Source organism: Agrobacterium tumefaciens, from assembly GCF_031801495.1.
GTDB lineage: Bacteria > Pseudomonadota > Alphaproteobacteria > Rhizobiales > Rhizobiaceae > Agrobacterium > Agrobacterium tumefaciens_K.
In genome coordinates, this window is sequence record NZ_JAOEGC010000002.1 from 20,855 (window position 1) to 47,062 (window position 26,208).

General features: G+C 59.6%; 23 protein-coding genes and 1 other RNA gene. 7 read left to right on the top strand and 17 right to left on the bottom strand.

The genetic code is table 11. From position 1 onward, the window contains the following. Positions 1 to 2: 2 nt before the first annotated feature. Complete coding sequence (locus N7578_RS09555) at positions 3 to 1,109, bottom strand: alpha/beta hydrolase (protein WP_311112451.1); 1,107 nt, start codon at positions 1,107 to 1,109, stop codon at positions 3 to 5. 154 nt (positions 1,110 to 1,263) lie between these two features. On the opposite strand from N7578_RS09555, the gene recF reads away from it, so the two are divergent. Genes recF through N7578_RS09570 form a run of 3 tightly spaced genes read left to right on the top strand, consistent with a single transcriptional unit; the run spans position 1,264 to position 3,648 of the window. Then, complete coding sequence (gene recF, locus N7578_RS09560) at positions 1,264 to 2,391, top strand: DNA replication/repair protein RecF (RefSeq protein WP_311110125.1); 1,128 nt, start codon at positions 1,264 to 1,266, stop codon at positions 2,389 to 2,391. Positions 2,392 to 2,407: 16 nt separating this feature from the next. Continuing rightward, positions 2,408 to 3,175 (top strand): molybdopterin-synthase adenylyltransferase MoeB, encoded by a 768-nt coding sequence (gene moeB, locus N7578_RS09565; protein WP_311110126.1) that lies wholly within the window; start codon positions 2,408 to 2,410, stop codon positions 3,173 to 3,175. Then, positions 3,172 to 3,648, top strand: a complete 477-nt coding sequence (locus N7578_RS09570; RefSeq protein WP_311110127.1) for a GNAT family N-acetyltransferase — start codon at positions 3,172 to 3,174, stop codon at positions 3,646 to 3,648. The genes moeB and N7578_RS09570 overlap by 4 nt, the downstream gene beginning before the upstream one ends. A 5-nt stretch (positions 3,649 to 3,653) precedes the next feature. Here N7578_RS09570 and N7578_RS09575 read toward each other — a convergent pair whose 3' ends face one another. Further along, the gene (locus N7578_RS09575) at positions 3,654 to 4,658 is read right to left on the bottom strand and encodes a D-glycerate dehydrogenase (RefSeq protein WP_311110128.1); all 1,005 of its coding nucleotides are present in this window, start codon (positions 4,656 to 4,658) and stop codon (positions 3,654 to 3,656) included. Between the two features lie 175 nt (positions 4,659 to 4,833). On the opposite strand from N7578_RS09575, the gene N7578_RS09580 reads away from it, so the two are divergent. Continuing rightward, complete coding sequence (locus tag N7578_RS09580; protein WP_311110129.1) at positions 4,834 to 5,376, top strand: SH3 domain-containing protein; 543 nt, start codon at positions 4,834 to 4,836, stop codon at positions 5,374 to 5,376. Here the strand turns inward: N7578_RS09580 and N7578_RS09585 are convergent. Further along, on the bottom strand, positions 5,369 to 6,361 hold the full coding sequence (locus N7578_RS09585) for an adenosine kinase (protein ID WP_311110130.1): 993 nt from the start codon (positions 6,359 to 6,361) through the stop codon (positions 5,369 to 5,371). The genes N7578_RS09580 and N7578_RS09585 overlap by 8 nt on opposite strands. A gap of 415 nt (positions 6,362 to 6,776) precedes the next feature. Between N7578_RS09585 and N7578_RS09590 the strand changes: the two genes are divergently transcribed. Next, positions 6,777 to 7,721: an AEC family transporter gene (locus tag N7578_RS09590; protein ID WP_311110131.1), complete on the top strand. Its 945-nt coding sequence runs from the start codon at positions 6,777 to 6,779 to the stop codon at positions 7,719 to 7,721. Positions 7,722 to 7,806: 85 nt separating this feature from the next. Here N7578_RS09590 and N7578_RS09595 read toward each other — a convergent pair whose 3' ends face one another. The 9 genes from N7578_RS09595 to rimP all read right to left on the bottom strand — a co-directional run bounded on the left by N7578_RS09595 (position 7,807) and on the right by rimP (position 19,277). Further along, on the bottom strand, positions 7,807 to 8,826 hold the full coding sequence (locus N7578_RS09595) for a class I SAM-dependent methyltransferase (protein WP_311110132.1): 1,020 nt from the start codon (positions 8,824 to 8,826) through the stop codon (positions 7,807 to 7,809). A gap of 76 nt (positions 8,827 to 8,902) precedes the next feature. After that, positions 8,903 to 11,050: a polyribonucleotide nucleotidyltransferase gene (gene pnp, locus N7578_RS09600; RefSeq protein WP_311110133.1), complete on the bottom strand. Its 2,148-nt coding sequence runs from the start codon at positions 11,048 to 11,050 to the stop codon at positions 8,903 to 8,905. 310 nt (positions 11,051 to 11,360) lie between these two features. Further along, positions 11,361 to 11,630 carry a 30S ribosomal protein S15 gene (gene rpsO / locus N7578_RS09605; RefSeq protein WP_311110134.1) on the bottom strand — a complete coding sequence of 90 codons (270 nt, stop codon included), beginning with the start codon at positions 11,628 to 11,630 and terminating at the stop codon, positions 11,361 to 11,363. A gap of 227 nt (positions 11,631 to 11,857) precedes the next feature. Then, positions 11,858 to 12,802 (bottom strand): tRNA pseudouridine(55) synthase TruB, encoded by a 945-nt coding sequence (gene truB, locus N7578_RS09610; protein ID WP_311110135.1) that lies wholly within the window; start codon positions 12,800 to 12,802, stop codon positions 11,858 to 11,860. A gap of 10 nt (positions 12,803 to 12,812) precedes the next feature. Further along, positions 12,813 to 13,223 (bottom strand): 30S ribosome-binding factor RbfA, encoded by a 411-nt coding sequence (rbfA, locus tag N7578_RS09615; protein WP_311110136.1) that lies wholly within the window; start codon positions 13,221 to 13,223, stop codon positions 12,813 to 12,815. A 229-nt stretch (positions 13,224 to 13,452) separates the two neighbouring features. Next, the gene (gene infB / locus N7578_RS09620) at positions 13,453 to 16,203 is read right to left on the bottom strand and encodes a translation initiation factor IF-2 (RefSeq protein WP_311110137.1); all 2,751 of its coding nucleotides are present in this window, start codon (positions 16,201 to 16,203) and stop codon (positions 13,453 to 13,455) included. A 102-nt stretch (positions 16,204 to 16,305) separates the two neighbouring features. Further along, positions 16,306 to 16,998, bottom strand: coding sequence for an RNA-binding protein (locus N7578_RS09625; RefSeq protein ID WP_311110138.1), 693 nt, complete (start codon positions 16,996 to 16,998; stop codon positions 16,306 to 16,308). Next, on the bottom strand, positions 16,995 to 18,617 hold the full coding sequence (nusA, locus tag N7578_RS09630) for a transcription termination factor NusA (protein WP_311110139.1): 1,623 nt from the start codon (positions 18,615 to 18,617) through the stop codon (positions 16,995 to 16,997). The genes N7578_RS09625 and nusA overlap by 4 nt, the downstream gene beginning before the upstream one ends. A 63-nt stretch (positions 18,618 to 18,680) precedes the next feature. Further along, a complete protein-coding gene (gene rimP, locus N7578_RS09635; RefSeq protein ID WP_311110140.1) occupies positions 18,681 to 19,277 on the bottom strand; it encodes a ribosome maturation factor RimP in 597 nt (198 codons plus the stop codon). Positions 19,278 to 19,565: 288 nt separating this feature from the next. On the opposite strand from rimP, the gene N7578_RS09640 reads away from it, so the two are divergent. Then, entirely contained in the window at positions 19,566 to 21,194 is a 1,629-nt protein-coding gene (locus N7578_RS09640; RefSeq protein WP_311110141.1) for an MFS transporter, read from the top strand. A gap of 13 nt (positions 21,195 to 21,207) precedes the next feature. Here N7578_RS09640 and N7578_RS09645 read toward each other — a convergent pair whose 3' ends face one another. Together N7578_RS09645 and recR are read right to left on the bottom strand one after the other, a co-directional pair. Next, a complete protein-coding gene (locus N7578_RS09645; protein WP_311110142.1) occupies positions 21,208 to 22,473 on the bottom strand; it encodes a lytic murein transglycosylase in 1,266 nt (421 codons plus the stop codon). A gap of 30 nt (positions 22,474 to 22,503) precedes the next feature. Beyond that, complete coding sequence (gene recR, locus N7578_RS09650; RefSeq protein WP_311110143.1) at positions 22,504 to 23,109, bottom strand: recombination mediator RecR; 606 nt, start codon at positions 23,107 to 23,109, stop codon at positions 22,504 to 22,506. A gap of 57 nt (positions 23,110 to 23,166) precedes the next feature. On the opposite strand from recR, the gene N7578_RS09655 reads away from it, so the two are divergent. Beyond that, a complete protein-coding gene (locus N7578_RS09655; protein ID WP_311110144.1) occupies positions 23,167 to 23,781 on the top strand; it encodes an MOSC domain-containing protein in 615 nt (204 codons plus the stop codon). Between the two features lie 7 nt (positions 23,782 to 23,788). Here the strand turns inward: N7578_RS09655 and N7578_RS09660 are convergent, their stop codons facing one another. From N7578_RS09660 to ffs, 3 genes are all read right to left on the bottom strand, one after another. Next, on the bottom strand, positions 23,789 to 24,112 hold the full coding sequence (locus N7578_RS09660; RefSeq protein ID WP_311110145.1) for a YbaB/EbfC family nucleoid-associated protein: 324 nt from the start codon (positions 24,110 to 24,112) through the stop codon (positions 23,789 to 23,791). Between the two features lie 27 nt (positions 24,113 to 24,139). Next, positions 24,140 to 26,005 carry a DNA polymerase III subunit gamma/tau gene (locus N7578_RS09665; protein WP_311110146.1) on the bottom strand — a complete coding sequence of 622 codons (1,866 nt, stop codon included), beginning with the start codon at positions 26,003 to 26,005 and terminating at the stop codon, positions 24,140 to 24,142. Positions 26,006 to 26,091: 86 nt separating this feature from the next. Then, positions 26,092 to 26,188: signal recognition particle sRNA small type (gene ffs / locus N7578_RS09670), an RNA gene on the bottom strand. Between the last annotated feature and the right edge of the window lie 20 nt (positions 26,189 to 26,208).

The window sequence follows — 26,208 nt, forward strand, 5'->3', positions numbered from 1 at the left end:
ATCTACTGCGGGTTCACCACCTGGCTTGCCAGGCGGAAAGGACTTGAGATGGTGGCGCCAAGCGCGTCGAAAACAAAGGCGCCCGCCCGCCCGATTTCGGAGCCGCCCTGACGTCTGTTGGCTTCCAGTTGCGGCAGCAGTGCCGCCAAAGCCGCATAGCGATCGTGGTTGAGCGGATCGGAGGCTTTAAGGTTGGAAATGTCGACGAACTGCACGCCTTCCTTCAGCGCAGCCTCCTGAACCTGCGGATCCTCCACATCCAGCGCGCCGATGCGGGTGACGTCCGCCCCCAGAATAGAGGACGCTTTCAGCGCCCGGTCATCCTTGGACACCAGAACGGTTAGCGGCGGGTCAAGACGCCCCACCACCTCGATCTGCTTGCGAAACACGTCGGCGTCGATGTCGGGTGCTGCCAGAACGACCTGAAGTCTGGCGATGACATCGTTTTTGCCTTCGAAGCGTAATTGCCGCAACGCCTCCATCACCAGCCAGCCACCCATGCTGTGACCGAATACAACGACCTTTCCTTTGCGTGATTGACGGGTCAGATCACGCATAAGACCGGCCAGAGCATCACGGGAATAAGCCGCCGATTCCTTGTCGGCAACGTAGCCTGTGACGTTTGCCTGTGATGGCCAGGAAAACACGACAGGCACGCCATTGATGTCCGCATCGGCAGCCATCTGTGCGGCGCGAAACAGGGCTTCCTGATAGCTGTAATTATAGCCGTGGACGAAAAGACCGACCTGCCTGCCTGATCGCAGGACATGCCCGAGGTCGTCATTGAATTCGGTTTCTGGAAGCATGCTGGCGCGGGTAACGACGAAATCTGTTCGTGGGTTCGGCTTGGCGTTGGGCCATTCGATTTTGCCCTTCCTGTGAGAGGGCGGAATGGAGATATCGAACCGTGCGTAGTTGGGTGAGGAGGCGCGCCCGGTGCCGAAACCTTTGCCAGATTCGTCTGGATCGCGCGTGCTGGCCACATAGGCCGTCACCGTTTTCGTGTTGCCCGCCTTTGTATCGATGGCCTGCAGGACGTCTGCTCCCGGACGCCCCGCGCAGGCGGACAGAAAACTGAGAGCGAGGAGAAGCGGAACGATAAGGCGCATGAACGGGGTAACCGGCAAAAAGGAACTGGCCATAAATAGCGGTCCGCCGGAAAAGTTGCCAGTGCGGAATAATTTCCTTCTGTTTAGGCGCGCTTCAGTCGATGAACCGCGCTCCGATCTTGCTATCGGTTCGGGTTCGCTTTAGGCCGTAACCATGACGAACAAGGTTTCTCTGACACGGCTGAAACTCACCGATTTTCGCAGCTATGCGACAGCATCGCTTGGCCTCGATGATCGTCATGTCGTGCTGACCGGCGATAACGGCTCGGGCAAGACGAACCTGCTGGAAGCGGTTTCCTTTCTGTCGCCCGGCCGCGGTTTGCGTCGCGCGGTCCTGTCCGATGTGACGCGTGTTGGAACTGACACGGCCGGTTTCTCGATCTTCGCCAATGTTGTCGGCATGGACGGAGAAGTCGCCATCGGAACCGGCATCGAAGGCGATGGAGAGGTTGTTTCGCGACGTCTGAGGCTGAATGGGACGCCCGTGAAGTCCGTCGATGAGCTGACCGACCATCTGCGGGTGCTGTGGCTGACACCGGCCATGGATGGCCTGTTCACCGGCTCGTCTTCTGATCGCCGCCGCTTTCTCGACCGTCTTGTGCTTTCGCTCGATCCCGCACATGGCCGTCGTGCAAGTGATTTCGACAAGGCCATGCGTGGCAGAAACCGGCTGCTTTCGGAGGGCCGTTTCGATCCGGTCTGGCTGGATGGCATTGAAAAGCAGATGGCGGAACTTGGCATGTCCATGGCGATTGCCCGTCATGAGATGCTGGGGCTGCTGAAAAACCTGATCGAAACCCGCAAGGGTGATGCTGCCTTTCCGTCTGCCGCTCTGGCGCTATCCGGCTTCATGGATGATGCCTTCGATCGCCCGGCAGTCGATCTCGAGGATGAATATGCAGAGATGCTGCGTGAAGGCCGTTACCGTGACGCTGCCGCAGGCCGCACGCTTGACGGACCGCACAGGGTCGATCTGTTTGTCCGTCACGCGGAAAAGAACATGGAGGCGGAGCGATGTTCAACGGGCGAGCAGAAAGCCCTGCTCGTCGGTCTGGTGCTTGCCCACGCGCAGCTGACGGCGAACATGACCGGTTACGCCCCGGTTCTGCTTTTGGATGAGATTGCCGCGCATCTGGATGAGGGGCGTCGCGCCGCGCTGTTCGACCTGATCCATGCGCTAGGTGGCCAGAGTTTCATGACCGGCACGGATGCGGCGATGTTTTCGGCGTTGGGCGACCGTGCACAGTTCTTCAACGTATCCCATGGAAGTATTACCGCATGAGGGCAGGGAGCGCGAAATGGACCCTTTGAGTTCCGAGGAAATAGAACGTTACAAGCGCCATATCCTCCTGCCGGAAATCGGCGGGGTCGGACAGCAGCGCCTGAAAGCAGCGCGTGTTCTTGTCATCGGTGCCGGTGGGCTCGGTGCACCCCTTCTTCTCTATCTGGCCGCAGCCGGTGTCGGAACAATCGGCCTGATCGATGACGATGTGGTGTCCCTCTCCAATCTCCAGCGGCAGGTGGTCCATGATACCGGCACGCTCGGTGAACTGAAAACCGAGAGCGCCCGTAAAACCATCGCCCGGCTTAATCCGCATGTCCGTGTGCAGGTCTACGAGGACCGGTTCTCGCCGGTCTGGGCAGACATGCATCTGAAAAGCTTCGATCTGGTGATCGATGGCTCGGACAATTTCGACACGCGGTATGCCGCCGCCGATGCCGCGGAGAACGCCAGGCGTCCGCTGGTGACGGGCGCGGTCGGCCGCTTCGATGGTTCTGTGACGGTACTGAAACCCTATGAAGTAGGTCCAGGGGGGAATCTGCTGCCGGGTTACCGCGATCTGTTTCCGGCCCCACCGCCGCAGGGCCTCATTCCGAACTGCGCCGAGACAGGTATCGTTGGTGCTCTTACCGGTGTGATCGGCACCATCATGGCCATGGAAGCAATCAAGCTGATCACGGGGTCGGGAGAGCCGCTGATCGGCCGTCTGCTGCTATATGATGCGCTTTCGGCCCGGTTCGAGACGGTCCGCTACAAGCGCCGGGGCGCTGGAAAAAAAGCATGATTGAGGTTGTTCGTATCGACAGCGAATTTGCGCGCGAAGGGGAACTCCTGGCGCTGATCCGGTCTTCCTTTGCCTATATGGATGGCGTTATCGATCCCCCTTCGTCCGCCCATAAGCTGACACCGGAAAACCTTGCCGCAAAAATAAATAACGAAACTGCCTTCGCCGCACTGGACGGCGGCGAGATCGTTGGCTGCATTTTCTGCAAGCCGGAACCACCCGCCGGCCTGTACATCGGAAAACTCGCCGTATCGTCGGCATCCCAAGGCAAGGGCATCGGGTACCGCCTGCTGGAAAGGGCGGAAGCGCTGGCGCGTGAACTTGCACTTCCCGCGCTACGACTGGAAACGCGAATCGAGCTGGTCGGCAACCACACCCGCTTTGCCTCGTGGGGCTTTGTGAAGACTGCCGAAAACGCCCATGCCGGTTATGATCGAACGACATCCATCGAAATGACGAAACGGCTCGACTGAGAGGCTCAGTTCCGGCCAGGCAGAACCCGGTTCGGAGGGCGATGTCCGTCGAAAAGGGTGCGGATGTTGATGATGACCTTTTCGCCCATGTCGATACGGCCTTCGATGGTCGCCGATCCCATATGCGGCAGCAGCACCACCTTGCCTTCCTTGGCGAGTTTGATGAGCTTCGGATTGACCGCAGGTTCGTTCGAATAGACGTCCAGACCCGCACCGGCGATCTTGCCGTCGCGCAGGCACTGGATCATGGCCGCCTCATCGATGATATCGCCGCGCGCCGTATTGACGATGTAGCTCGTGGGCTGCATCAGCGCCAGACGCCGCGCCGACATCAGGTGGTAGGTCGCGGGCGTAGACGGGCAATTGACGGAAACGATATCAACGCGCGCAAGCATCTGGTCGAGACTGTCCCAATAGGTTGCCTCGAGTTCCGCTTCCGTAGCGGGATTGACGCGTTTGCGGTTGTGATAATGGATGGATAGGCCGAAAGCCTTCGCACGTCGGGCAACCGCGGTACCGATGCGGCCCATGCCGACGATGCCGATGCGTTTACCGGAGATGCGTCGCCCAAGCATCCAGGTTGGCGACCAGCCTGTCCAGTCGTCGGCACCACCGGCCAGTACACGTGTGCCCTCGATCATGCGGCGCGGAACGGCCAGCACCAGCGCCATGGTGATATCGGCCGTGTCTTCGGTCAGAACGTTTGGCGTGTTGGTGACAGTGATTCCCTTGCGCGCCGCAGCGTCCACATCCACGTGGTCGATGCCGTTGGAAAAACTGGCGATCAGCTTCAGCTGCGGTCCAGCCTTTTCAATCATGGCGGCGGTTACGCGGTCTGTCACGGTTGGGACGAGAACGTCCACGCGCTGCATGGCGGCAACCAGTTCATCTTCGCTGCGCAGCGTGTCATCGATGTTCAGTTCGGCATCGAAGAGCTCGCGCATTCTGGTTTCGACGACATCCGGCAATTTGCGGGTGAGATAGACGGTCGGTCTCTTCTTGTGGGTCATCGTTAGCCGCTGCCTTGTTCAGAAGTCATTAACCAAAAAGAGCGATAATTTCTCTTAACTCTAGGGCGTTTCTACCAGACCCATCGGCGAAGACAAACAAAACTCGTGCCGACGCGGGAGGCTGGAAACGCGTACCCTGAAAATCCTTTGGTTTACGGAAGACAAGGAAGCGGAAATGGCCAGACGTCGCGTTGTTTCTATGATCTGCATTGCATTATCGCTGACTTTCCTTGCGGCCACCTCAGCACCGGTGAGTGCTCAAGGTGCCGCGAAGGGCGCAAGTGGCCTGCCTTTGCCTCGTTTTGTCAGCCTGAAGTCGAAGCGCGTCAACATGCGAATCGGCCCCAGCACGGACTATGCGGTTTCGTGGATGTACATGAAGTCGGGCATGCCGGTTGAGATCATACAGGAATACGAAAACTGGCGGCGTATCCGCGATGCTGAGGGAACCGAAGGCTGGGTCAATCAGGCGCTTCTGTCCGGTGAACGCACCGCCGTTGCCGCGCCGTGGATGCGCGGCAAGGGTAAGGATGTCTATGTCAACATGCGCCGTGAACCGCAGTCAGGTGCGGCGGTCGTTGCAAAGCTCGAACCCGGTGTCCAGGTCATCATCAAGGAATGCAACGGGGACTGGTGCCGGGCCGAAGCCGGCCAGGCAAATGGTTGGTTGTCGCAGGGCGAGATCTGGGGCGCTTATCCGGGCGAAGCCTTCAAATAAGGCCGTGTTTGTCGCCAAGCGCCTTCAGGGATGACATGGGCCGCGGTCCGACCTGCTGGATGACGGCCGCTGCCGCGAGGCAGCCGAGCTTGCCGCAGTCTTCCAGCGAGCGATCTTGCGTGTAACCGAACAGGAAGCCAGCTGCGAAAAGATCGCCGGCGCCAGTTGTGTCCACGACATCATGAACGGGGAAAGCGTCAACCTTCACGCGCTCGTTGCCACGCAGGATGACAGCGCCTTCTTCGCTCATCGTAACCGCAGCGATCTTGCAGTCCGCGGCGATTTTGGAAAGCGCCAGCTCGAAATCATCGGTTTCATAAAGCGACAGGGCTTCCTGCTTGTTGGCGAAAACGATGTCCACCGTACCGGAGCGCATCAGGTCGAGAAACTCGTCGCGGTAGCGGCCGACGCAGAAGCTGTCGGAAAGGGTCATGGAGACTTCGCGACCGTTTTCATGCGCGATACGGGCGCAATCACGAATAGCGTCCTTGGCACGCGGCGGATCCCAGAGATAGCCTTCGAAGTAGGTTACTTTCGAATCGGCGACCACATTGGCTTCCACGTCTTCCGGTCCCAGATCCACGCAGGCGCCGAGATAAGTGTTCATGGAACGCTCGCCGTCTTCGGTCACGAAGATCATCGAACGGGCGGTTGGCGGGAAAGTGCCTTCCGGTCTGGTTTCGAAATAGACGCCCTGCGCACGGATATCGTGCTGGAAGATTTCGCCGAGCTGATCATTCGCGACCTTGCCGAAATAAGCGGCCTTGCCGCCGAAATTCGCGATGCCCGCTGCCGTGTTTCCGGCGCTGCCGCCAGAGGCTTCGAGAGCCGGACCCATAAGCGAATAAAGCAGTTCGGCCCGCTCGGCATCGATGAGGTTCATCGCGCCCTTGGTGATGCCGTTGTCATTGAGAAAGCGATCATCGCAGCGGGAGATGATGTCAACGATAGCATTGCCGACAGTCAGTACGTCGAATTTCGTCATGAGCCCTTTTCCGGTTCGCACGGTGTCGTGCTTTTATCCGGAATTTGGTCTTAAACATTTCTCGCGGCAAGAAAAGCCCCATGCGCCGATAGACATTCAGCTTTCGCGCGTCATTTCCCTGTAACAAGGCTTTGCTATCCAGGTGTCAGAGCGAAGGGCGCATATGTGTTCCAGAAAGGAAGACATGAGGTCTTCCGGCTCCACCGTTGTGTTCGCCACGGATGTACTGGCGGATTATGACGGTTCCAAAAGGCGGGGTTTAACCCCGCTTTTTTCGTTTGCGTTGTCAAAAACGGTACAGCCGTAAGTCCATGCTGGCGGCAACCTTCCACTTGCCGGGCATGCAAGCATTGTCCGCAGGGGGAAGATGGGGTAAGCGAGATGTCTCCCCAAGGCTGCGAAAGTCTCCTTCCTTATGTCCGCTGTTGCCGCAAACGTCGCTCCCATTTTCATTCTCATCCTGATTGGCTGGCTGACCGTCAAGGCGGGGTTGTTCAAGGCGGATGCCGGTGAGATTCTGAGCGATTTCGTGTTCAAGATCGCCGTGCCGACGCTGATCTTCCGCACGCTGGCGGAGGCCAATTTTCACGGGGCGTCACCGTTTCGACTCTGGATCACCTATTTTGCCGGTGTCGCCGTCACATGGACGCTCGGCCACGTCGTGACCCGCTACGTCTTCAAGCAGGATGTGCGTATTGCCGTGATCGCTGGCATTTCCTCGGCTTTTGCCAACAACATCTTTATCGGTCTGCCTCTTGTCGGTCGTTCGGTTGGCGATGAAGGCTTGGTCGCTTTGTCGATCCTGCTTGCCATTCACCTGCCCGTGATGATGATCGCAGGTACGATTCTGATGGAAAATGCCACGCACAAGGCAGTCGGCGGCGAGAGGCGCAGCCTATGGTCGGTCTTCAGGCAGGTCGGCCGCAATCTCATTACCAACCCGCTGGTGATCGGCCTTTGCATCGGTCTTGCGACCAATATCTCCGCGGTGCCTGTACCGTCCGTTCTGAAGACGGTCATCGATCAGGTCGCCTCGATGGCGGGTCCGGCAGCACTGATTTCGCTCGGCATGGCGCTGACGAAATACACGGTTCGCGGTAATTTGCGGATCGCAGTGACGATGACGGTCTTCAAGCTGTTATTGCTGCCTGCCTGCGTCTGGGGAATGGGCCATCTGCTTGGCCTCAGCCGCGAATGGACAGCAGCTCTTGTGTTGACCTCTTCAGTGCCAACAGGTGTGAACGCCTGGCTGATCGCCAACCGTTTCGGTATCGGCCACAGTGTCGCTGCTTCCACCATCAGCATATCCACCGCCGTCGGCGTTCTGTCGGTGTCACTCTGGGCCTGGTTGCTGAGCTGACAGATTTCAGAAAAAAATGGAAACAGAAAGATGAGCACGTCCAACGTTTAACGACATGGACGTGCTCCGGTATTTCTCGTGCTGATTACTTCTGCGCACTCAGGATCTTGAAGCGGGCGTTACGGCACACTTCCTGGCTGGAGCGGAATTCGGCGGCCAGCACCGGCTCGTAGGGCATCCCGCGATTGGCGACCATCAGAAGCTTGCCGCCACTGCGCAGCGCGCCTGCTGCCGCCTTGATGAAGGCCTGGCCAAGGGCTGGCTCCGCTGCCTGACCGGCTGCGTGGAACGGCGGGTTCATGATGATAAGGTCGTATTTTTCCTTGGGCGGCTCTGCAGTCAGATCCTGCCAGAAGAAACGTGTCGTCAGGCGTGGATTGTTTTCCAGAAAATTGTTCTTGGCGAACTCGAGCGCGTTCCAGTCAGCCTCGAAAAGATCGATGCGGGCGGTGCGCGGCGACTTTTCCGCCAGCATGATCGACAGATAACCCCAGCCCGCGCCAAAATCGGCGGCGTTGCCGTCGAAATCCGTCGGCATGCGGGAAACGAGAAGTTCTGAGCCTTCGTCAACGCGGTCATGCGAGAACATGCCAGGCAGCGCCGTAAAGCGGTTCTCGACGGTTACTGCACCCTGCTGCAATTTCGCAACCGGAGCGGAAACGTCGTCCGGCCTTTTGAACCAGAGCGCGACGCCATGGTATTTCGGCGTGGAATCGGCCTCAATGCCGAGCTTCGCCAGCGTCTTGCGCAGCGTTACGATGCCATCTTCCTTGGAACCGGCGGCCACGATCAGGCCACCTGCCTTGACGCGATTCAACGCTTCCGCAAGGCGGTTCTCGTTTTCCCCGCGGTGCTTGCCGCACAGGATGAGGGCAGCATCATAGCTGCCTTCGGGAATGTCGGGCGTCACGTCGGCGCTCTGCGCCTGCAAGGCCCTGTAAAGCGGGCGCAGGTTCTGAACCGCAACGATGTCGGCATCGAAACCGGCCGGGCGGGCCGTACCGGCTTCCGCACCGAGAAACAGCACGCGTTCGCCGGATTTCGGCATCTCAAGCATGTCGGCGGCGAAAGGATGAAACAGGGTTTTGACGGCGTCGCGGCTCATCGGATTTCCTCAAGCGGTAAATAGAAAAAAGGCGCGGGAAATTCCCGCGCCTCCATGCGTGACAGGCGGCGCAGCCTTATTCGGCAGCAGCTTCGCCCTCTTCCTTCTTCTTCTCGGCAACGATTTCCTTGCCGGTTGCCTGATCGACGATCTTCATCGACAGGCGGACCTTGCCGCGCTCGTCGAAGCCCATCAGCTTGACCCAGACCTTGTCGCCTTCCTTGACGACGTCCGAGGTCTTGGCAACGCGCTCGGAAGCGAGCTGCGAGATGTGAACCAGGCCATCACGTGCACCGAAGAAGTTGACGAAAGCGCCGAAGTCAGCGGTCTTGACGACCGTACCTTCGTAGATCTGGCCGACTTCCGGTTCAGCAACGATGGAGTGGATCCACTTGCGGGCCGCTTCGATTTCCTTGCCCGAGGACGAGGCGATTTTGACGGTGCCGTCGTCTTCGATGTTGATCTTGGCGCCGGTCTTTTCGACGATTTCGCGGATGACCTTGCCGCCCGAACCGATGACTTCACGAATCTTGTCGACCGGAATGTTCATGACTTCGATGCGTGGTGCGAACTCGCCGAGCTGCGCGCGGCCTTCGGAGATGGCGTTGGACATTTCGCCGAGGATGTGCGTACGACCACCCTTTGCCTGCTCCAGAGCGACCTTCATGATCTCTTCGGTGATACCGGCGATCTTGATGTCCATCTGCAGCGAGGTGATGCCGTCTGCCGTACCGGCAACCTTGAAGTCCATGTCGCCGAGGTGATCTTCGTCACCGAGAATGTCGGAGAGAACCGCGAAGCGGTCGCCTTCGAGGATCAGGCCCATGGCGATGCCTGCAACCGGCTTTGCGAGCGGCACACCAGCGTCCATCAGTGCGAGCGACGTGCCGCACACGGTTGCCATGGAGGACGAACCGTTGGATTCGGTGATTTCCGATACGACGCGCAGCGTGTAGGGGAACTGCTCAGCCGAAGGCAGCATCGGGCGGATTGCGCGCCATGCCAGCTTGCCGTGGCCGATTTCGCGGCGGCCCGGGGAACCCATGCGGCCTGTTTCACCGACCGAGTAGGGCGGGAAATTGTAATGCAGCAGGAAGCGTTCCTTGTACATGCCGGTGAGGCTGTCGACATACTGTTCGTCTTCGCCGGTGCCGAGCGTGGCAACGACGATGGCCTGCGTTTCACCGCGCGTGAACAGCGCAGAGCCGTGCGTGCGTGGCAGAAGGCCGACTTCGGAGACGATCGGGCGAACGGTGGAAAGGTCGCGGCCGTCGATACGGCTCTTGGTGTCCAGAACGTTCCAGCGAACGATCTTCGCCTGAAGGTGCTTGAAGACAGCGCCGATTTCTTCAGCCGTGTACTTCGCTTCGCCGTCTTCCGGCAGGAAGTGCGCCTTCACCTTTGCCTTGACGGCGTCGACTGCTGCGTAACGGGCAGCCTTCTCGGTGATCTTGTAAGCGTCGCGCAGTTCGGCTTCGGCAATGCCGAGCATTTCGTTTTCGAGAGCGGAGAAGTCTTCCGGCTCGAATTCGCGTGGTTCCTTGGCGGCGACTTCAGCGAGCTTGATAATCGCGTCGATAACCGGCTGGAAGCCGCGGTGGCCGAACATGACGGCGCCGAGCATGATTTCTTCGTTGAGTTCCTTGGCTTCGGACTCAACCATCAGAACCGCGTCCTGCGTACCGGCAACGACGAGATCGAGGACCGACTCGTCCATTTCGTCAAGATGCGGGTTCAGAACATATTCGCCGTTGATGTAGCCAACGCGCGCGCCGCCCACTGGGCCCATGAAAGGAACGCCGGAGAGCGTCAGCGCTGCGGAAGCCGCAACCATCGACAGGATGTCTGGGTTGTTTTCCAGATCGTGCTGGATGACGGTGACGACGACCTGCGTGTCGTTCTTGTAGCCTTCAGGGAAAAGCGGGCGGATCGGGCGGTCGATCAGACGCGAAACCAGCGTTTCGTTCTCGCTCGGGCGACCTTCACGCTTGAAGTAGCCACCAGGGATCTTGCCGGCAGCGTAGGTCTTTTCCTGATAGTTGACGGTCAGCGGAAAGAAGTCCTGGCCCGGCTTCGGAGACTTTGCGGAAACAACGGTCGCAAGAACCATCGTCTCACCGTAGGTGGCGATGACGGCGCCGTCAGCCTGGCGGGCAACCTTGCCTGTCTCAAGCTTCAGCGGGCGGCCTGCCCATTCGATTTCCACGGAGTGTTGATTGAACATATCTTGTCCTTAATCTTGGCTGCAATTCCGGCGAGATGCCAGAACCGGGCAGCGCTGAGACACAATCACGGGCAAGACAGCGGGAGGCTTTAACCGACGGCTTCTGCAAGCGCGGTATGCCAGAAAATCTGGCCAAAGCATCCGGCAATCCTGCCCCATGACAGGTCGTCGGTTACAAGGCGGCTCCGGCCCATCCGGGCCACCTCAGCTTCGGAACGCTTTTTCAGAAAAGCTCCGAGAAACAAGAAATCCGGAATGATCCGGATAGAAAAACCGGCGGGTATCGTAACGAAAACCCGCCGGAAGATTTTTAGCGGCGAATGCCGAGGGCGCTGATCAGCTTCGTGTAACGAGCGTCGTCCTTCTTCTTCAGATAGTCGAGAAGCGAACGGCGGCTGGAAACGAGCGTTAGAAGGCCACGACGTGAGTGGTTGTCCTTCTTGTGGCCCTTGAAGTGTTCCGTCAGGTTGTTGATCCGCTCGGTCAGGATGGCAACCTGAACTTCCGGCGAACCGGTGTCGCCTTCCTTCGTTGCGTATTCCTTGATGAGGGCGGCTTTGCGCTCTGCAGTAATCGACATCGGACGATCCTTTCTATTTTAAGGAAAAACGGGACGCCTAGAGCCGGGATGTCGTCCAGCTCAGGCCATTCGGTAGCGCAGGCATGCGCCCAAGCTGGCGCAGCCTATAAACCATTATGGGTATAATTGAAAGAGGCGATTGACAGCCGCCTCCCCGAGCGTTTCCAGGAAAAGTGTGAAGCGGTTTTCCGTCTGGAAACGCACCACACGAATAGATGGAGCCCGTTTCAGCCGAAAACGCGTTTCGGACGGAATTCGCCCTGGCCGATCTCGCCGATGGCAACCAGCTTGCCGCGTGCGGTAGCATAGGCTTCCGGGTGATCGGCAGGCGCATCGCGACCGCGCAGCAGAATGGGATTGCCCATTTTCAAGCGGTGAGCCTGATCATCGTTGATGATGAGCTGGGGCAGGGAGGACAGTGCTTGCGCCGTATCGATCAGAAAGGCATCGAGGGCGTCCAGTCGCGCATCACGATCTTCGATGGCTTCCAGCTCTATGAGCTTTTCGAGCGGCACCATCATGTCCTCGCCGAAAGGCGCGACCATCGTGCGACGCAGCTCCGAGATATGGCCGAAACAGCCAAGGTCACGGCCCATGTCCCGTGCCAGCGCCCGCACATAGGTGCCTTTGCCGCATTCCACTTCGAAATGTGCGGTGTCGGCGTCACAAGCAAGCAGCGTCAGGCGGTGAATTTCCACCTCACGAGCAGGGATTTCAACCGTTTCGCCATCGCGTGCCAGATCGTAGGCGCGTTCACCGGCAATCTTGATGGCCGAAAACTGCGGCGGCGTCTGCATGATCGTGCCGGTGTAGTTCGGCAGGATATCGCGGATCGCCTGTTCCGACGGGCGCACCTCGGACGTTTCGACGGCTTCTCCCTCGAGGTCATCCGTCGTGCGCTCTTCGCCCCACGTCACGGTGAATTCGTAGATCTTGCGGCCGTCCATGACGTAAGGAACGGTCTTGGTGGCATCGCCAAGTGCGATCGGCAACATGCCTGACGCCAATGGATCGAGCGTACCGGCGTGACCGGCCTTCTGGGCATTGAACAGCCACTTGATCTTGGACACGGCTTCGGTCGAGCCGAAATCGAGCGGCTTGTCGAGGATAAGCCAGCCGGAAACCGGGCGGCCCTTGGGTTTACGGGACTGCTGCTTGCGTGGTTTGGACATGCTTTAGGTTCTATTCTTCGTCTTTGTCTGTAGACGTGCCGAGATCGCGGCTGACTTCCGGCGAACGCAGGAGTGCGTCGATCTTCTGGTAGTTGTCGAAACTCGTATCGTCGCGGAAACGTAGCTCCGGCATGTACTTCATCTGCCTGAGCTGCGGACCAAGACGGCCACGGATGAATTTGGCGTGACGGTTGAGTGCGTCGATGGTGCCGGTGTGATCGGCAACGCCAAGCGGCGTCACATAGGCCGTCGCAATCTTCAGGTCCGGCGACATGCGCACTTCCGAAATCGAGATCACGGTCTTTTCGATAAGATCGTCGCGGACTTCACCGCGTTGCAGGATTTGCGTGACGGCCGCGCGAACCTGTTCGCCGACGCGCAGCATACGCTGGGAAGGAGCCGATGATGTTGCTTTTGCCATTTCTTTTGCCCCTGCACATCTCCCCTCGATCATTTTTGTTCGAGGATCGCATGTGCAAATCTACCGCATCGGCCCGGGAATCGAAATTGATTTCCAACAGCAGCGACGCACAGTTTCAGAGTGATGCAGCGACCTTTGCACGCTTCGAGTGATTGAGGGCGCTATAAACAATCGGGCGCCGGCTTGCCGGCGCCCGACTGTGATTTTTATGTGTGCTTCAGCCAGACGCTTAGAGCGTTCTGGTGACGTGTTCGACACGGAAGCACTCGATGATATCGCCTGCGCGGATATCTTCGTAGTTTTCGAACGCCATACCGCATTCCTGACCGACCGGCACTTCTGCCACTTCGTCCTTGAAGCGCTTGAGCGTCTTGAGCTTGCCTTCGTGAATGACAACGTTGTCGCGGATGAGGCGTACACCTGCACCACGTTCCACCTTGCCCTCGGTAACGCGGCAACCCGCGACCTTGCCGACCTTGGTGATGTTGAACACTTCGAGGATTTCCGCGTTGCCGAGGAAAGTCTCGCGACGTTCCGGCGAGAGCAGGCCCGACATCGCTGCCTTCACGTCATCCACCAGATCGTAGATGATGTTGTAGTAGCGGATTTCGATGCCGGCGCGTTCGGAGGCCGTACGGGCCTGCGCGTTTGCACGGACGTTGAAGCCGATGATCGCGGCGTTGGATGCCTCTGCAAGCGAGATATCCGATTCCGTGATCGCACCGGCGCCCGAGTGGACGATACGAGCCCGAACCTCGTCCGTGCCGAGCTTGTCGAGCGATGCGATGATCGCTTCGACCGAACCCTGCACGTCTGCCTTGATGACCAGCGGGAATTCCTTCATGCCGGACGTCTGCAGCTGGCTCATCATCTGTTCCAGCGAACCACGCTGGCCAGTCTGGCGAGCCACGGCCTTGTCGCGTGCCAGACGCTGACGGTATTCGGAAATCTCGCGGGCGCGGCTTTCGTTCTCGACCACGGCGAACCTGTCACCAGCGGACGGCGTACCGGAGAGGCCGAGGATCTCGACGGGCATCGCCGGACCGGCTTCCTTGACGTGTTCGCCCTTGTCGTTGACGAGTGCGCGAACGCGGCCCCACTGATCGCCGGCAACGATGATCTGACCGGGCTTCAGCGTACCCTTCTGGACGAGAACGGTTGCCACGGCGCCACGGCCACGGTCGAGTTCCGCTTCGATGACGGTACCTTCGGCGGTGCGGCTCGGATCTGCCTTGAGGTCGAGAATTTCGGCCTGCAGCAGGATCGCTTCCAGCAGCTTGTCGAGGCCCAGATGCTTCTTGGCCGACACTTCCACGTCCAGCACTTCACCGCCCATGGATTCCACGAACACTTCATGCTGCAGAAGCTGCTGGCGAACCTTTTCCGGGTTTGCCTCGTGCTTGTCGATCTTGTTGATCGCAACGATGATCGGCACGTTGGCTGCCTTGGCGTGATTGATGGATTCAATCGTCTGCGGCATCACGCTGTCATCGGCGGCAACCACCAGGATGGCGATGTCCGTTGCCTGCGCACCACGGGCACGCATCGCCGTGAAGGCTGCGTGGCCGGGTGTGTCGATGAAGGTAATCTTCTGCCCGTTCTTCTCGACCTGATAGGCGCCGATATGCTGGGTAATGCCACCGGCTTCGCCAGCAACGACGTTCGCCTGACGGATGGCGTCGAGCAACGAGGTTTTGCCGTGGTCGACGTGACCCATGATGGTGACGACCGGCGGACGGGAAACCATTTCGCCTTCGTCATCAGCCTGGTTGAAGATGCCTTCTTCGACGTCGGATTCCGAAACACGCTTGACGGTATGACCGAATTCAACAGCGATCAGTTCCGCCAGATCGGCGTCGATCACGTCGCCGGGCTTCATCATCTGACCTTCCTTCATCAGGAACTTGATGACATCGACGGCACGTTCGGACATGCGCTGCGACAGTTCCTGAATAGTGATGGTTTCCGGCAGGATCACTTCGCGCATAACCTTTTCGCGGACTTCCTGCATCTGGCTGCGGCGGAATTTTTCCTGCCTGCGGCGCATGGATGCCATCGAACGGCCGCGCGCCTGGCTACCATCTTCTTCCAGATTGGAAGTGACGGTCAGCTTTCCACGGCGACGCTCTTCTTCGGTCTTGAGACGGGCGGCCGGCTTGGCAGGCGCCGGAGCGGCGACCTTGCCACGTACAGGCATGCCACCGCCGCGGCGTGCACCGCGATCGTCTTCATCTTCGCCAGCGGCACGGCGTCCGCCCGGAGCGCCGCGACCCGGCAGCACAGCGGCCGGGGCAGCCACAGGCGCGGCGGGACGTGCGGATTGCGGACGTGCATCCTGACGGGAAGGCTGAACAGCCGGAGCAGTCCTTTCGGCCGGGCGTTCCGATTTGTCTTCGGTAACGACCTGAGTAGCGGCCAGCTTGGCAGCGGCGGCTTCTTCAGCAGCGCGGCGGACAGCCTCTTCTTTTTCGGCGGCGATGCGAATTTCTTCTTCGGCCTTGCGGCGAGCTTCATCTTCGGCGCGCTGCTTGGCTTCGAGTATGTCGCGCGCCTGAGCTTCTGCGAGAGCCCTGCGGCGTGCATCCATTTCGCCAGCGGAAAGGTCATGCAGCACATTGCCACGCGGCCGTTCAGGCTGACGCTGTGGAGCAGACGAACCGGGGCGCTGCTGCGACTGGGAAGAACCCGGGCGCTGCTGCTGGGCCGGCTGATGAATGCGTTGCTGGGGAGCCTGCGGACGCGGTGCGGCTGCGGCAACCGGAGCTGCGGGTTTCGGGGTCTGAGCCGCCGGGGCGTGCGTGCCCTGCTTCTCGTCTTCGGGACGCATGGGGCGGCGTTTACGTGTCTCCACGACAACCGCGTTGGTGCGACCTCGACCCATATCCTGACGAACCGTGCCCTGATTCATCCCGCCCGGTTTCAGGGTAAGAGTCTTCTTGGCAGGTGCGTTGAGTGTCTTGTCGTCGTTGTTGTCGGTCATTCCGTTCCCGTTCCTTCGGACGAGAGCCGGATGACGTCCATCAGGTCTCGTCGTTCAATTGCTGCATCGGAACGCGGCGACCGTTCATATCCGGTAACCGCGTCATTGTTCTGTCCGGGCAGCGACGCGTTCCGCTTCGGGCTGACCGCCGTGGCGGTACTGCTCAAGCATCGTTGCGCGCTTCACTACACCCTCACCCGCCTGTCCCGCAAGCGCGCAGGCATGGATAAAAGCATTCTGGCCCATCAACTCGTCCATTTCGGCGCCGCTAAAGAGCCGGAAGGACGGAATTTCATGTCCGGCATTGCTGCCGAGAGCCCAGGCCTTGCGAGCCTGGTCAAGTTTTCTCACGCCATCGGCGGCTGCATCGGTCGCATGGAACACCGCAATGGCGTTTCCGGAGCGGACAGCCGCGTCGACTTTCATCGCGCCGCTGATGAACTGGCCGGCCTTGCGCGCCATGTTCATCATCCCGGCAACCTGCTGCGCCATCAGCCTGTCGACCAGAACGAGAAGTTCCGGACCGGCCTTGACGTCGCGTTTGAGAGCCCTTGCGAAAAGTTTCTTCGCAATGGCTTTCTCTATCAGGGCGCGCTCGGCTTTCACCCAGCATCCGCGCCCCGGCAATTGGCGTTTCAGGTCCGGTACGACGCTTCCGTTCGGGCCTGCGACGAAGCGGATCAGCTCATCCGGCGATCCGCTTTGCCGTGTCACAATGCACATACGTCCATTGACGTTGCCTTCGACCTCAGCCTCTTCGGCCACGTCTTCCGGCTCATGCGCCTGCGAAATCATTCCTGCTCGGCGGTATCCGCCTCCTCGGCAGCATCGGCCTCTTCGGCAGCCTGCTGTTCCGCAGCCAGTTCTTCTTCGGTGATCCAGCCGGCCAGAAGGCGCGCCTGAAGAACCATGTTTTCAGCTTCGACGCGCGACACGTCGAGCTTCGAGAAGATGCCTTCGAACTTCTTGGTTTCGCCGTCCTTGCGTTCGCTCCAGCCAACCAGATCGTCTGCGGCGCAACCTGCGAAATCCTCTATGGACTTGATGCCTTCTTCACCGAGCGCCACCATCATCTGCGAGGTGAGGCCGTCGATCTGGCGCAATTCGTCGGAAACACCGAGCTCCTTGCGCTTGGCATCCATTTCGGCTTCCAGGCGCTCCAGATATTCGCGGGCGCGGGTCTGGATTTCGTTGGCGGTGTCTTCGTCGAAGCCGTCGATGGAAGCAATTTCGTCGAGATCGACGTAAGCCAGTTCTTCAACCTGCGCGAAGCCTTCCGATGCAAGCACCTGGCCGACCATTTCGTCGACGTCGAGGGCTTCCATGAACAGGCCCGTACGCTCGTTGAATTCCTTCTGACGACGCTCGGATTCTTCCTGCTCGGTCATGATGTCGATGTCCCAGCCGGTCAGCTGCGACGCTAGGCGAACGTTCTGGCCGCGACGGCCGATGGCGAGCGAAAGCTGCTCGTCCGGAACGACCACTTCGATGCGTTCTGCCTCTTCATCGAGAACGACCTTCGCGACTTCCGCCGGCTGCAGGGCGTTAACGATGAAGGATGCCGGTTCCTGGCTCCAGGGAATGATGTCGATCTTTTCGCCCTGCAGTTCGCCGACAACCGCCTGAACGCGCGAACCGCGCATACCGACGCAGGCGCCGACGGGATCGATCGAAGAATCGTTCGAGATGACGGCGATCTTGGCGCGCGAGCCCGGGTCACGGGCAACCGACTTGATCTGGATGATGCCGTCGTAGATTTCCGGAACTTCCATGGTGAAGAGCTTCACCATGAACTGCGGATGCGTACGCGACAGGAAAATCTGCGGGCCGCGCTGTTCGCGGCGAACGTCATAGACGTAAGCACGGACGCGATCGCCATAACGCATGTTTTCGCGCGGGATCATCTCGTCACGACGGATGATACCTTCGCCGCGACCGAGATCGACGATGACGTTGCCGTATTCGACACGCTTGACGGTACCGTTGACAATTTCGCCGATACGATCCTTGAATTCGTCATATTGGCGGTCGCGCTCTGCTTCGCGGACCTTCTGCACGATGACCTGCTTTGCGGACTGTGCGGCGATACGACCGAAATCCATCGGCGGCAGCGGGTCGGCGATGAAGTCGCCGATCTTGGCATCCACGTTACGGTCGCGCGCCAGTTCCAGCGGGATCTGCGTGCCATAGTCTTCTGCGACCTCGACAACTTCCAGAAGACGCTGCAGGCGGATTTCGCCGGTCTTTGAGTTGATGTCGGCGCGAATGTTGGTTTCCGAGCCATAGCGCGAGCGGGCGGCCTTCTGGATAGCGTCGGCCATTGCGGCAAGCACGATTTCACGGTCGATGACCTTTTCGCGCGCCACAGCATCGGCGATCTGCAGAAGCTCAAGCCGGTTAGCACTCACTGCCATTTTTCTGTCTCCGTAAGTCGCAAGTTGCGTTGGTCGCCCGTTGTTCCGGGCTTTACGTTGGGATTAGTCTTCGTCTGCTTCGTCTTCGTCGTTCTGGTTTGCGGCAGCGGCCTTTGCCGCCTTGTCTGCCCGCAGCGCGTCACGAATAAGATCGTCCGTCAGAATGAGCTTCGCGTCGGAAAGCGCGCTGAACGGAATGTTGACTGTCGGTTCTTCGCCATAGGCGATCTGGTCGCGTTCCAGCTTGAAGCCGTCCGCATCGACCTCGATGATCTTGCCGCGAAACCGCTTGCGGTTCTCGACGAGGATCGACGTTTCTACCTTCACCAGATGGCCCTGCCAGCGGGTGAAATCGGATTTGCGAACCATCGGTCGGTCGATACCGGGCGAGGACACTTCCAGATGATACGCTTTATCGACCGGATCTTCCACATCAAGAACAGGTGAAATGGCCATTGAGATGGCTTCGCAGTCCTCGACGGTCATTGTGCCGTCTTCTCGTTCCGCCATGACCTGTAATGTCATGCCGTTCTGATTGGAGAGCCTGACCCGCACCAGAACATATCCCATACCCGCCAGAACGGGTTCGATGATCTCGGCAATGCGCTGGTCGATGCCAGTTTCGGTTATCAGTCTCGGTTCAGGTGCGGTATCTGCCATCTGGCCTTCCGGTCGTAATTTTCGGGACCGGAACATTGCGTCCCGGTTTTCGGTTCGCCTAACGAAAAAGAGCGGGGCCTTGCGACCCCACTCTTCATCAAGCGATCAAGAATTTGAACCTGCATATAAACGCTTCAGGGTACGATTGCAAGGTTTTCCCGGCAAACCGGCATGGGGGCCGTTGGACAGCACATTTTTGCCATCCTCATCCGCGAAGGGCTGGCATCATTTCGCGCGCCGTCTATAGTCGGCAGCGGATCAATCGCACTTGCTTCATGTGGACCGATCGTGCCCGACCGTAAATCGCCACTCGCGCCTCTAAGGCATTTGACCTACAGACGAATCTGGTTCGCAAGCCTTGCCTCTAATTTCGGCGGATTGATCCAGGCCGTGGGCGCGGCGTGGATGATGACGTCACTCTCGACCTCCGAAAACATGATTGCGCTTGTGCAGGCGTCGACCTCGTTGCCGATCATGCTTTTCTCGCTGGTGTCCGGTGCGCTGGCCGATAGTTTTGACCGTCGCCGCATCATGATCTCCGCACAGCTTCTCATGCTTGTCGCTTCGGTCCTGCTCACCGTTTTTGCCTGGTCGGGTTGGCTGACGCCCTGGCTTCTGCTGTTTTTCACCTTCCTGATCGGCTGCGGAACGGCACTCAACAACCCGTCATGGCAGGCATCCGTCGGCGAACTGGTACCACGTCAGGATCTGCCCGCTGCGGTGACGCTCAACAGCGTCGGCTTCAACATCACCCGCAGCGTCGGTCCGGCCATCGGTGGCGTCATAGTCGCTGCGGCGGGTGCGGCGGCGGCGTTTTTCGTCAATACGCTGAGCTATTTCGCGTTGATATACGCGCTGTTCCGCTGGCAGCCACCGAAATACCCTTCGACCCTGCCTCGCGAACAGCTTCTGTCGGCGATTTCCGCCGGCATGCGGTATGTGGCCATGTCGCCCAATATCGGCAAGGTACTGGTCCGCGGCTTTCTTTTCGGTCTTTCCGCAAGTGCCATTCTTGCCCTCATGCCTGTCGTCGCCCGCGATCTGGTGCAGGGTGGACCACTTACCTATGGTGTTATGCTGGGTGCCTTCGGGGTTGGGGCGATTGGCGGTGCACTCGTCAGCGCGCGTCTGCGCGAAGTCCTGTCCAGCGAATGGATCGTACGCGTCGCGTTTCTGGGCTTTGCCTTCAGTGCCGGTGTGACAGCGATCAGCACGAACGCATTTCTGACCGCCCTCGTTCTTACCGTTTCCGGTGCATCGTGGGTGCTGGCCCTCTCGCTGTTCAATACCATCGTGCAGCTGTCCACGCCGCGATGGGTGGTGGGGCGGGCGCTGTCGCTCTACCAGACGCTGACCTTCGGCGGCATAGCCGTCGGCAGCTGGCTGTGGGGAGCACTCGCGGAAGAGGTCGGGATCAGCTATTCGCTTCTCTGTTCCTGCGCACTGATGCTGTTCGGTGTCGTTGTTGGCTTCAAGCTCGCGATGCCGGCCTTCGCGTCCCTCAATCTGGATCCGCTCAACCGTTTCGTCGAACCGCCTCTGAGGCTCGATATCAAGCCGCGCAGTGGGCCGATCGCCATCCTCATCGACTATGAGATCGATGATTCGGATCTTGCCGAGTTCCTGTCGGTGATGGGGGAGCGCCGTCGTGTCCGTATCCGGGACGGTGCCCGCAACTGGAACCTGATGCGCGATCTTGAAAATCCCGATATCTGGACGGAGAGCTACCATGTGCCGACATGGGTGGAGTATGTCCGGCACAATCACCGCCGCACCCAGGCAGATGCGGAGACGTGGGACCGGCTGCTGACCCTGCATCGCGGCAAAACGCGTCCTCGCGTTCACCGCATGATCGAGCGGCAGACCATTCCGCCGACCGACGATATCTTTCACAAGCCCCATACCGACGTGCATTGAGGGCGGGAGAAACCTACTTCAGTTTCGCCTTCAGGGATGAGTCCGGGAAGCAGGTCGGCTGAATGCCGTTCTTCGCCTGCCAGTCGCCAAGCGAGCGGCGCGTCTTGAAGCCCGCCAGACCGTCCACCTTGCCAACGTCGTAGCCCTTTGCGGCTAGGGCTTTCTGCATGGCAAGCACGTCGGAGCGCAGCATCGATCCGACATTGCCCCACTCGCCCTGAAACGGGCCCGCGCCATAAGCGATGCGATCGGCCAGGTTGCCGATGAACAGTGCATAGAGGTCGGAGTTGTTGTATTCCTTGATGACGTAGAAGTTCGGCGTCACCACGAATTCCGGTCCGTGCCGTCCGGCCGGGACGAGCATCATGCCATCCGCGGTCAGGTCGTTTGCGGGAAAGGCTTTTCCGGAAATCCGGGTAATGCCCATCTTCGCCCAGTCGGCGACAGGCCGGGCGAGGTCGGGACCTTCCTGCGCGCAGGAGACATTGGCGGGTATGGAAACTTCAAATCCCCAGTCCCGGTTGTTCTGCCAGCCTTTCTGGGAAAGATAGTTGGCTATGGAGGCAAGTGCGTCCGGAACCGAGTTCCAGATATCGCGACGGCCATCACCGTCGAAATCCACGGCATATTTCAGATAGCTCGACGGCATGAATTGTGGCTGGCCAAGTGCGCCTGCCCACGAACCCATCAGCCTCGATGCAGCGATGTCGCCGTTTTGCACGATCTTCAGCGCATCGATCAGCTCGACGCGGAACATCTCCTTGCGGGTCGACATATAGGCTTTTGTCGCCAGCACATCGACGACGGTATGCGGCAGCTTGGCGCGCCCGAAACCAGATTCCCGGCCCCAGATCGCCACGATGATGGTGCCGGGGACACCATATTTCGCCTCGATGCGGCGCAGTGTGGCGGCGTGTGTGGCGGCCAGCGAGCGGCCCGTGGCGGCAAGCCCCTGCAGCCGCTTCTCGGAGAAATATGCGCCGGGAGACGAAAACTCCGCCTGGCTCTGGCTTTGCTCTTTTGGCGCTTTCTGGCCGGGAATAACGAGATCGGGCAATTTCCAGTTGATCGTGAGGCCGCTGAGTGTGGCGTCGAGCGTCTGTTGCGAGACGCCAGCCTTGCGGGCTTCCGGCCATATTTCCTTTTTCAGCCACGCGTTGAAATCCGCATCATAGCGGGCGGCAGCGGTACCAGTCGGAACCGACTGTGCGTTGGCTGCGGTGACCGGCAGGGTGGAAAGCAGGGTGGCGAACGCTACGCCAGAAAATCGGATTCGCATTCAATCTCCTCTGGAAAGGAACGGAAAGCCTTAGATAGCCGTTCGCGCCCTTAGTGCGGCCGTCAACGTGCCTTCATCGAGATAGTCCAGCTCGCCGCCCACCGGCACGCCGTGCGCAAGCCGGGTGATCTTGACGCCGAGATCGGCGAGACGGTCTGTAATGTAGTGAGCGGTCGCCTGACCCTCGACGGTCGCATTGACCGCGATGATGAGTTCCCGGATACCGCCTGCGCTGACGCGATCGATCAGGCCCTTGATGTTCAGGTCTTCCGGCCCCACGCCGTCGAGCGGAGAAAGCGTGCCGCCCAGAACGTGATAGGCGGTGTTCATGGCTCCGGCCCGTTCCAGCGCCCACAGATCGGAAACGTCTTCCACCACGATGATGACGGACTGGTCGCGCTGAACATCCGAACAGACGGTGCAGGGATCGATGGTATCGACATTGCCGCAGCAGGAGCAGATCTTCACCTTGTCATAGGCTTCTCCCATGGCGTGGCCGAGAGGCCCGAGCAGCTGTTCCTTCTTCTTGATAAGATGCAGCGCCGCACGCCGTGCCGAGCGGGGGCCAAGCCCCGGCACTTTTGCCAGAAGCTGGATGAGTTTTTCGATTTCGGGGCCGGTGACTCGTTTTGCCATGTGCGCGTTCTAGCGCATAAATCAGGAAACGGGAATCACGAGTGCAGAAGGTGTCGAATGAAAATACAGGCAATCTGCCGTGCCGAGGCAAGGACCATGCCGGAAAAAACGACGAAAACCGGCATTTTCAAGCATTCTGTGCACGGTCCAGTCATGGTTGACGGCGAAGGGCTTGTCGGTGATGCCGTCTGCAACCGCAAACATCACGGCGGGCCCGACCAGGCGGTCTATGCCATGGGATCGGTCGATCTCGATTTCTGGTCGCAAAGTCTCGGGCGCGACGTGGAGCCGGGTTTGTTCGGGGAAAATCTCGTCATTGATGGCGTGGACAGCGCGATGCTGCACGTTGGCGACCGCTTTCTGGCAACCGAGGTGGTGCTGGAGGTCACTGCGGCGCGTATTCCCTGCGCCACCCTCTCTGCCCGGCTTGGCGAGCCGGATTTCGCCCCACGGTTTCGCGACGCCGGTCATCCGGGGTTCTATTGCCGTGTGTTGAAGGGTGGATTGCTTGGCGCTGGCGAAAGCCTCGTGTTTGAACCGTATCAGGGGACGAAACTGCCGATTCCGGTCATTCTCCGGCGTTTCCGTCCCATGCGGCTGACAGAAAAAGAGCGTGCCGATTACCTCGGCACGCCGCTTGCTGAACGCTTTCGCGCAATGCTTGAGGTTTGAACCTCGCTCAGAACGGAAACTTCATGCCGGGCGGCAGCGGAAGACCGGCAGTCAGGCCTGCCATCTTTTCCTGCGCCTGCGCTTCGCCCTTTTGCTTGGCGTCCTTGTGGGCAGCAACAATCAGGTCTTCGAGGATTTCCACCTCGTCTTCCTTGAACAGCGAAGGATCAACCTTCAGGCCACGCATTTCGCCCTTGCCGTTGAGAATGACGGTAACCAGACCGCCACCGGACTTACCCTCGATTTCAAGGGCGGCGATTTCCTCCTGCACCTTCTCCATCTTGGCCTGCATTTCCTTGACCTTGCCCATCATGCCCATGATGTCGCGCATGGTTGAAACTCCTGTTCTTGTTGTCTTTTAAAACTCGATGTCGTCGCCAGGAAGGATGTCACCTTCGCTGGACTCGGCAACGGAGGGCGGGGCGATTTCGTCCTGCTCATCCTGTTGCGTGGCCCGGATGCGGACGTCGGTAATCTTGGCGCCGGGAAACTGCGCAAGAATGGCGGCAACGTCCGGATCCTGCCGTGCGTCCACCAGTCGCGCCGTACGAGCATTGCCTTCCGCCTCAACGAGTGTCGGCTCGCCCTGTTCCTTGCTCAGGCTGACGATCCAGTGAATACCGGTCCATTCCTTCAGCTTGACGCCCATTTCGCCGGGAAGCGTTCCCGGTGCGCCATCGCCCAGCCGCATGTCAAGGCGGCCCGGCTCCAGGCGCACCAGCCTGACAAAATTACGGACCTTCGCTCTGAGAACCGGGTCGCGATTTTTTTGAGCAAGATCGGCGATATCCTGAAGCGTGTTGACCGGAACCTTCGGTTCGGGACGCTCTTCCGTTTTCGCTGCCGCGACCTGCATATCCTGTGGGCGACTGTCCGGCACGGTGCGCAGCATGGCTGTCGGCTGCGCAGACGGTTGCCGCTGCGGGGTTGCATGGGCTGACGCCACGGCCTGCGTGGAAGAATAGGCGCGTGCACCGCCGCCGTTTCCACCGCCATTACCGCCGCCGTTCGGGATGCCGCCTTCGCCGTTGGAAAGCTCCAGCAGGCGACGCGCGGCATCTTCCGGCGCGGGAAGATTGGCGGCATGTGAGAGACGGATAAGCACCATCTCTGCAGCTCCAGCAGGTCGCGAGGCGTTTTCCGTTTCCGGGATGCCCTTGAGCAGCATCTGCCAGATGCGCGACAGCGTCGAAACGGCGATGCTTTCCGAAAATTCCGCACCGCGCACCCGCTCCACTTCCGACAGCGACGGGTCTTCCGCCGCATCCGGTACGTATTTCATGCGTGTGACGAGATGGGTGAAATCGGCAAGGTCGTTCAGAACCACGACAGGGTTTGCACCCGCTTCATACTGGCCGTTGAATTCAGATAGTGCCGCCGCAACGTCGCCTTTGACGACATGCTGGAAAAGATCGACGATACGGGCGCGGTCTGCAAGACCGAGCATACCGCGCACGGTGTCGGCCTCGACGCGACCGCCGCCGTGGGCGATTGCCTGATCGAGCAGGGAAAGGCCGTCACGGGCAGAGCCTTCCGCCGCACGCGCAATCATCGCCAGAGCCTGGGGATCGGCCTCGAAACCTTCCTTGCCGGCAATGGCCGTGAACAGGCCGACGAGGTCGGCAGCGCTGATGCGGCGCAGGTCGAAGCGCTGGCAGCGTGACAGGACCGTGATCGGGACTTTACGGATTTCGGTGGTGGCGAAGATGAACTTCACATGCTCCGGCGGCTCTTCCAGCGTCTTCAGAAGACCGTTGAAAGCCTGCGTCGAGAGCATGTGCACTTCGTCGATGATATAGACCTTGTAGCGCGCCGAAACCGGACGGTAGCGCACCTGCTCGATGATCTCGCGAATGTCGTCGATGCCGGTATGCGAGGCGGCGTCCATCTCGATGACGTCGACGTGGCGGCCTTCCATGATTGCCTGGCAATGTTCACCGGGGATACGAAGATCGATCGTCGGTTTGTCGATGTCGACCGTCTTGTAGTTCAGCGCGCGCGCCAGAATTCGGGCGGTGGTTGTCTTGCCCACACCGCGGACGCCGGTCAGCATGTAGGCTTGGGCGATTCGGCCCGTTTCGAACGCATTGGTCAGCGTTCGGACCATCGGCTCCTGGCCGACCATGAGATCGGAAAAATCTTTCGGGCGATATTTGCGCGCCAGTACCCGGTATCCAGCCCCGTTCTGGGAAGTGTTCGGTGTGGTGGATACGGTGTCGCTCATCGCCTCGCCAGTTTGTTTTGCCAGTTTGTCTTTGGGCGCGGAACTGGCCCGGCGAAAGCTGAGCACGTCTTTTTAAAAATTAAAAGGTGGGAGGCTGGCACGGCGACCCGTGCCGGGCTCGTTAGGGCTGCTTCCTTCCGGACCTGACCCGGTTGGCGAGTGGCTCGTCCACCACCAACCTCCCGGGGCCACATATCGGCAAT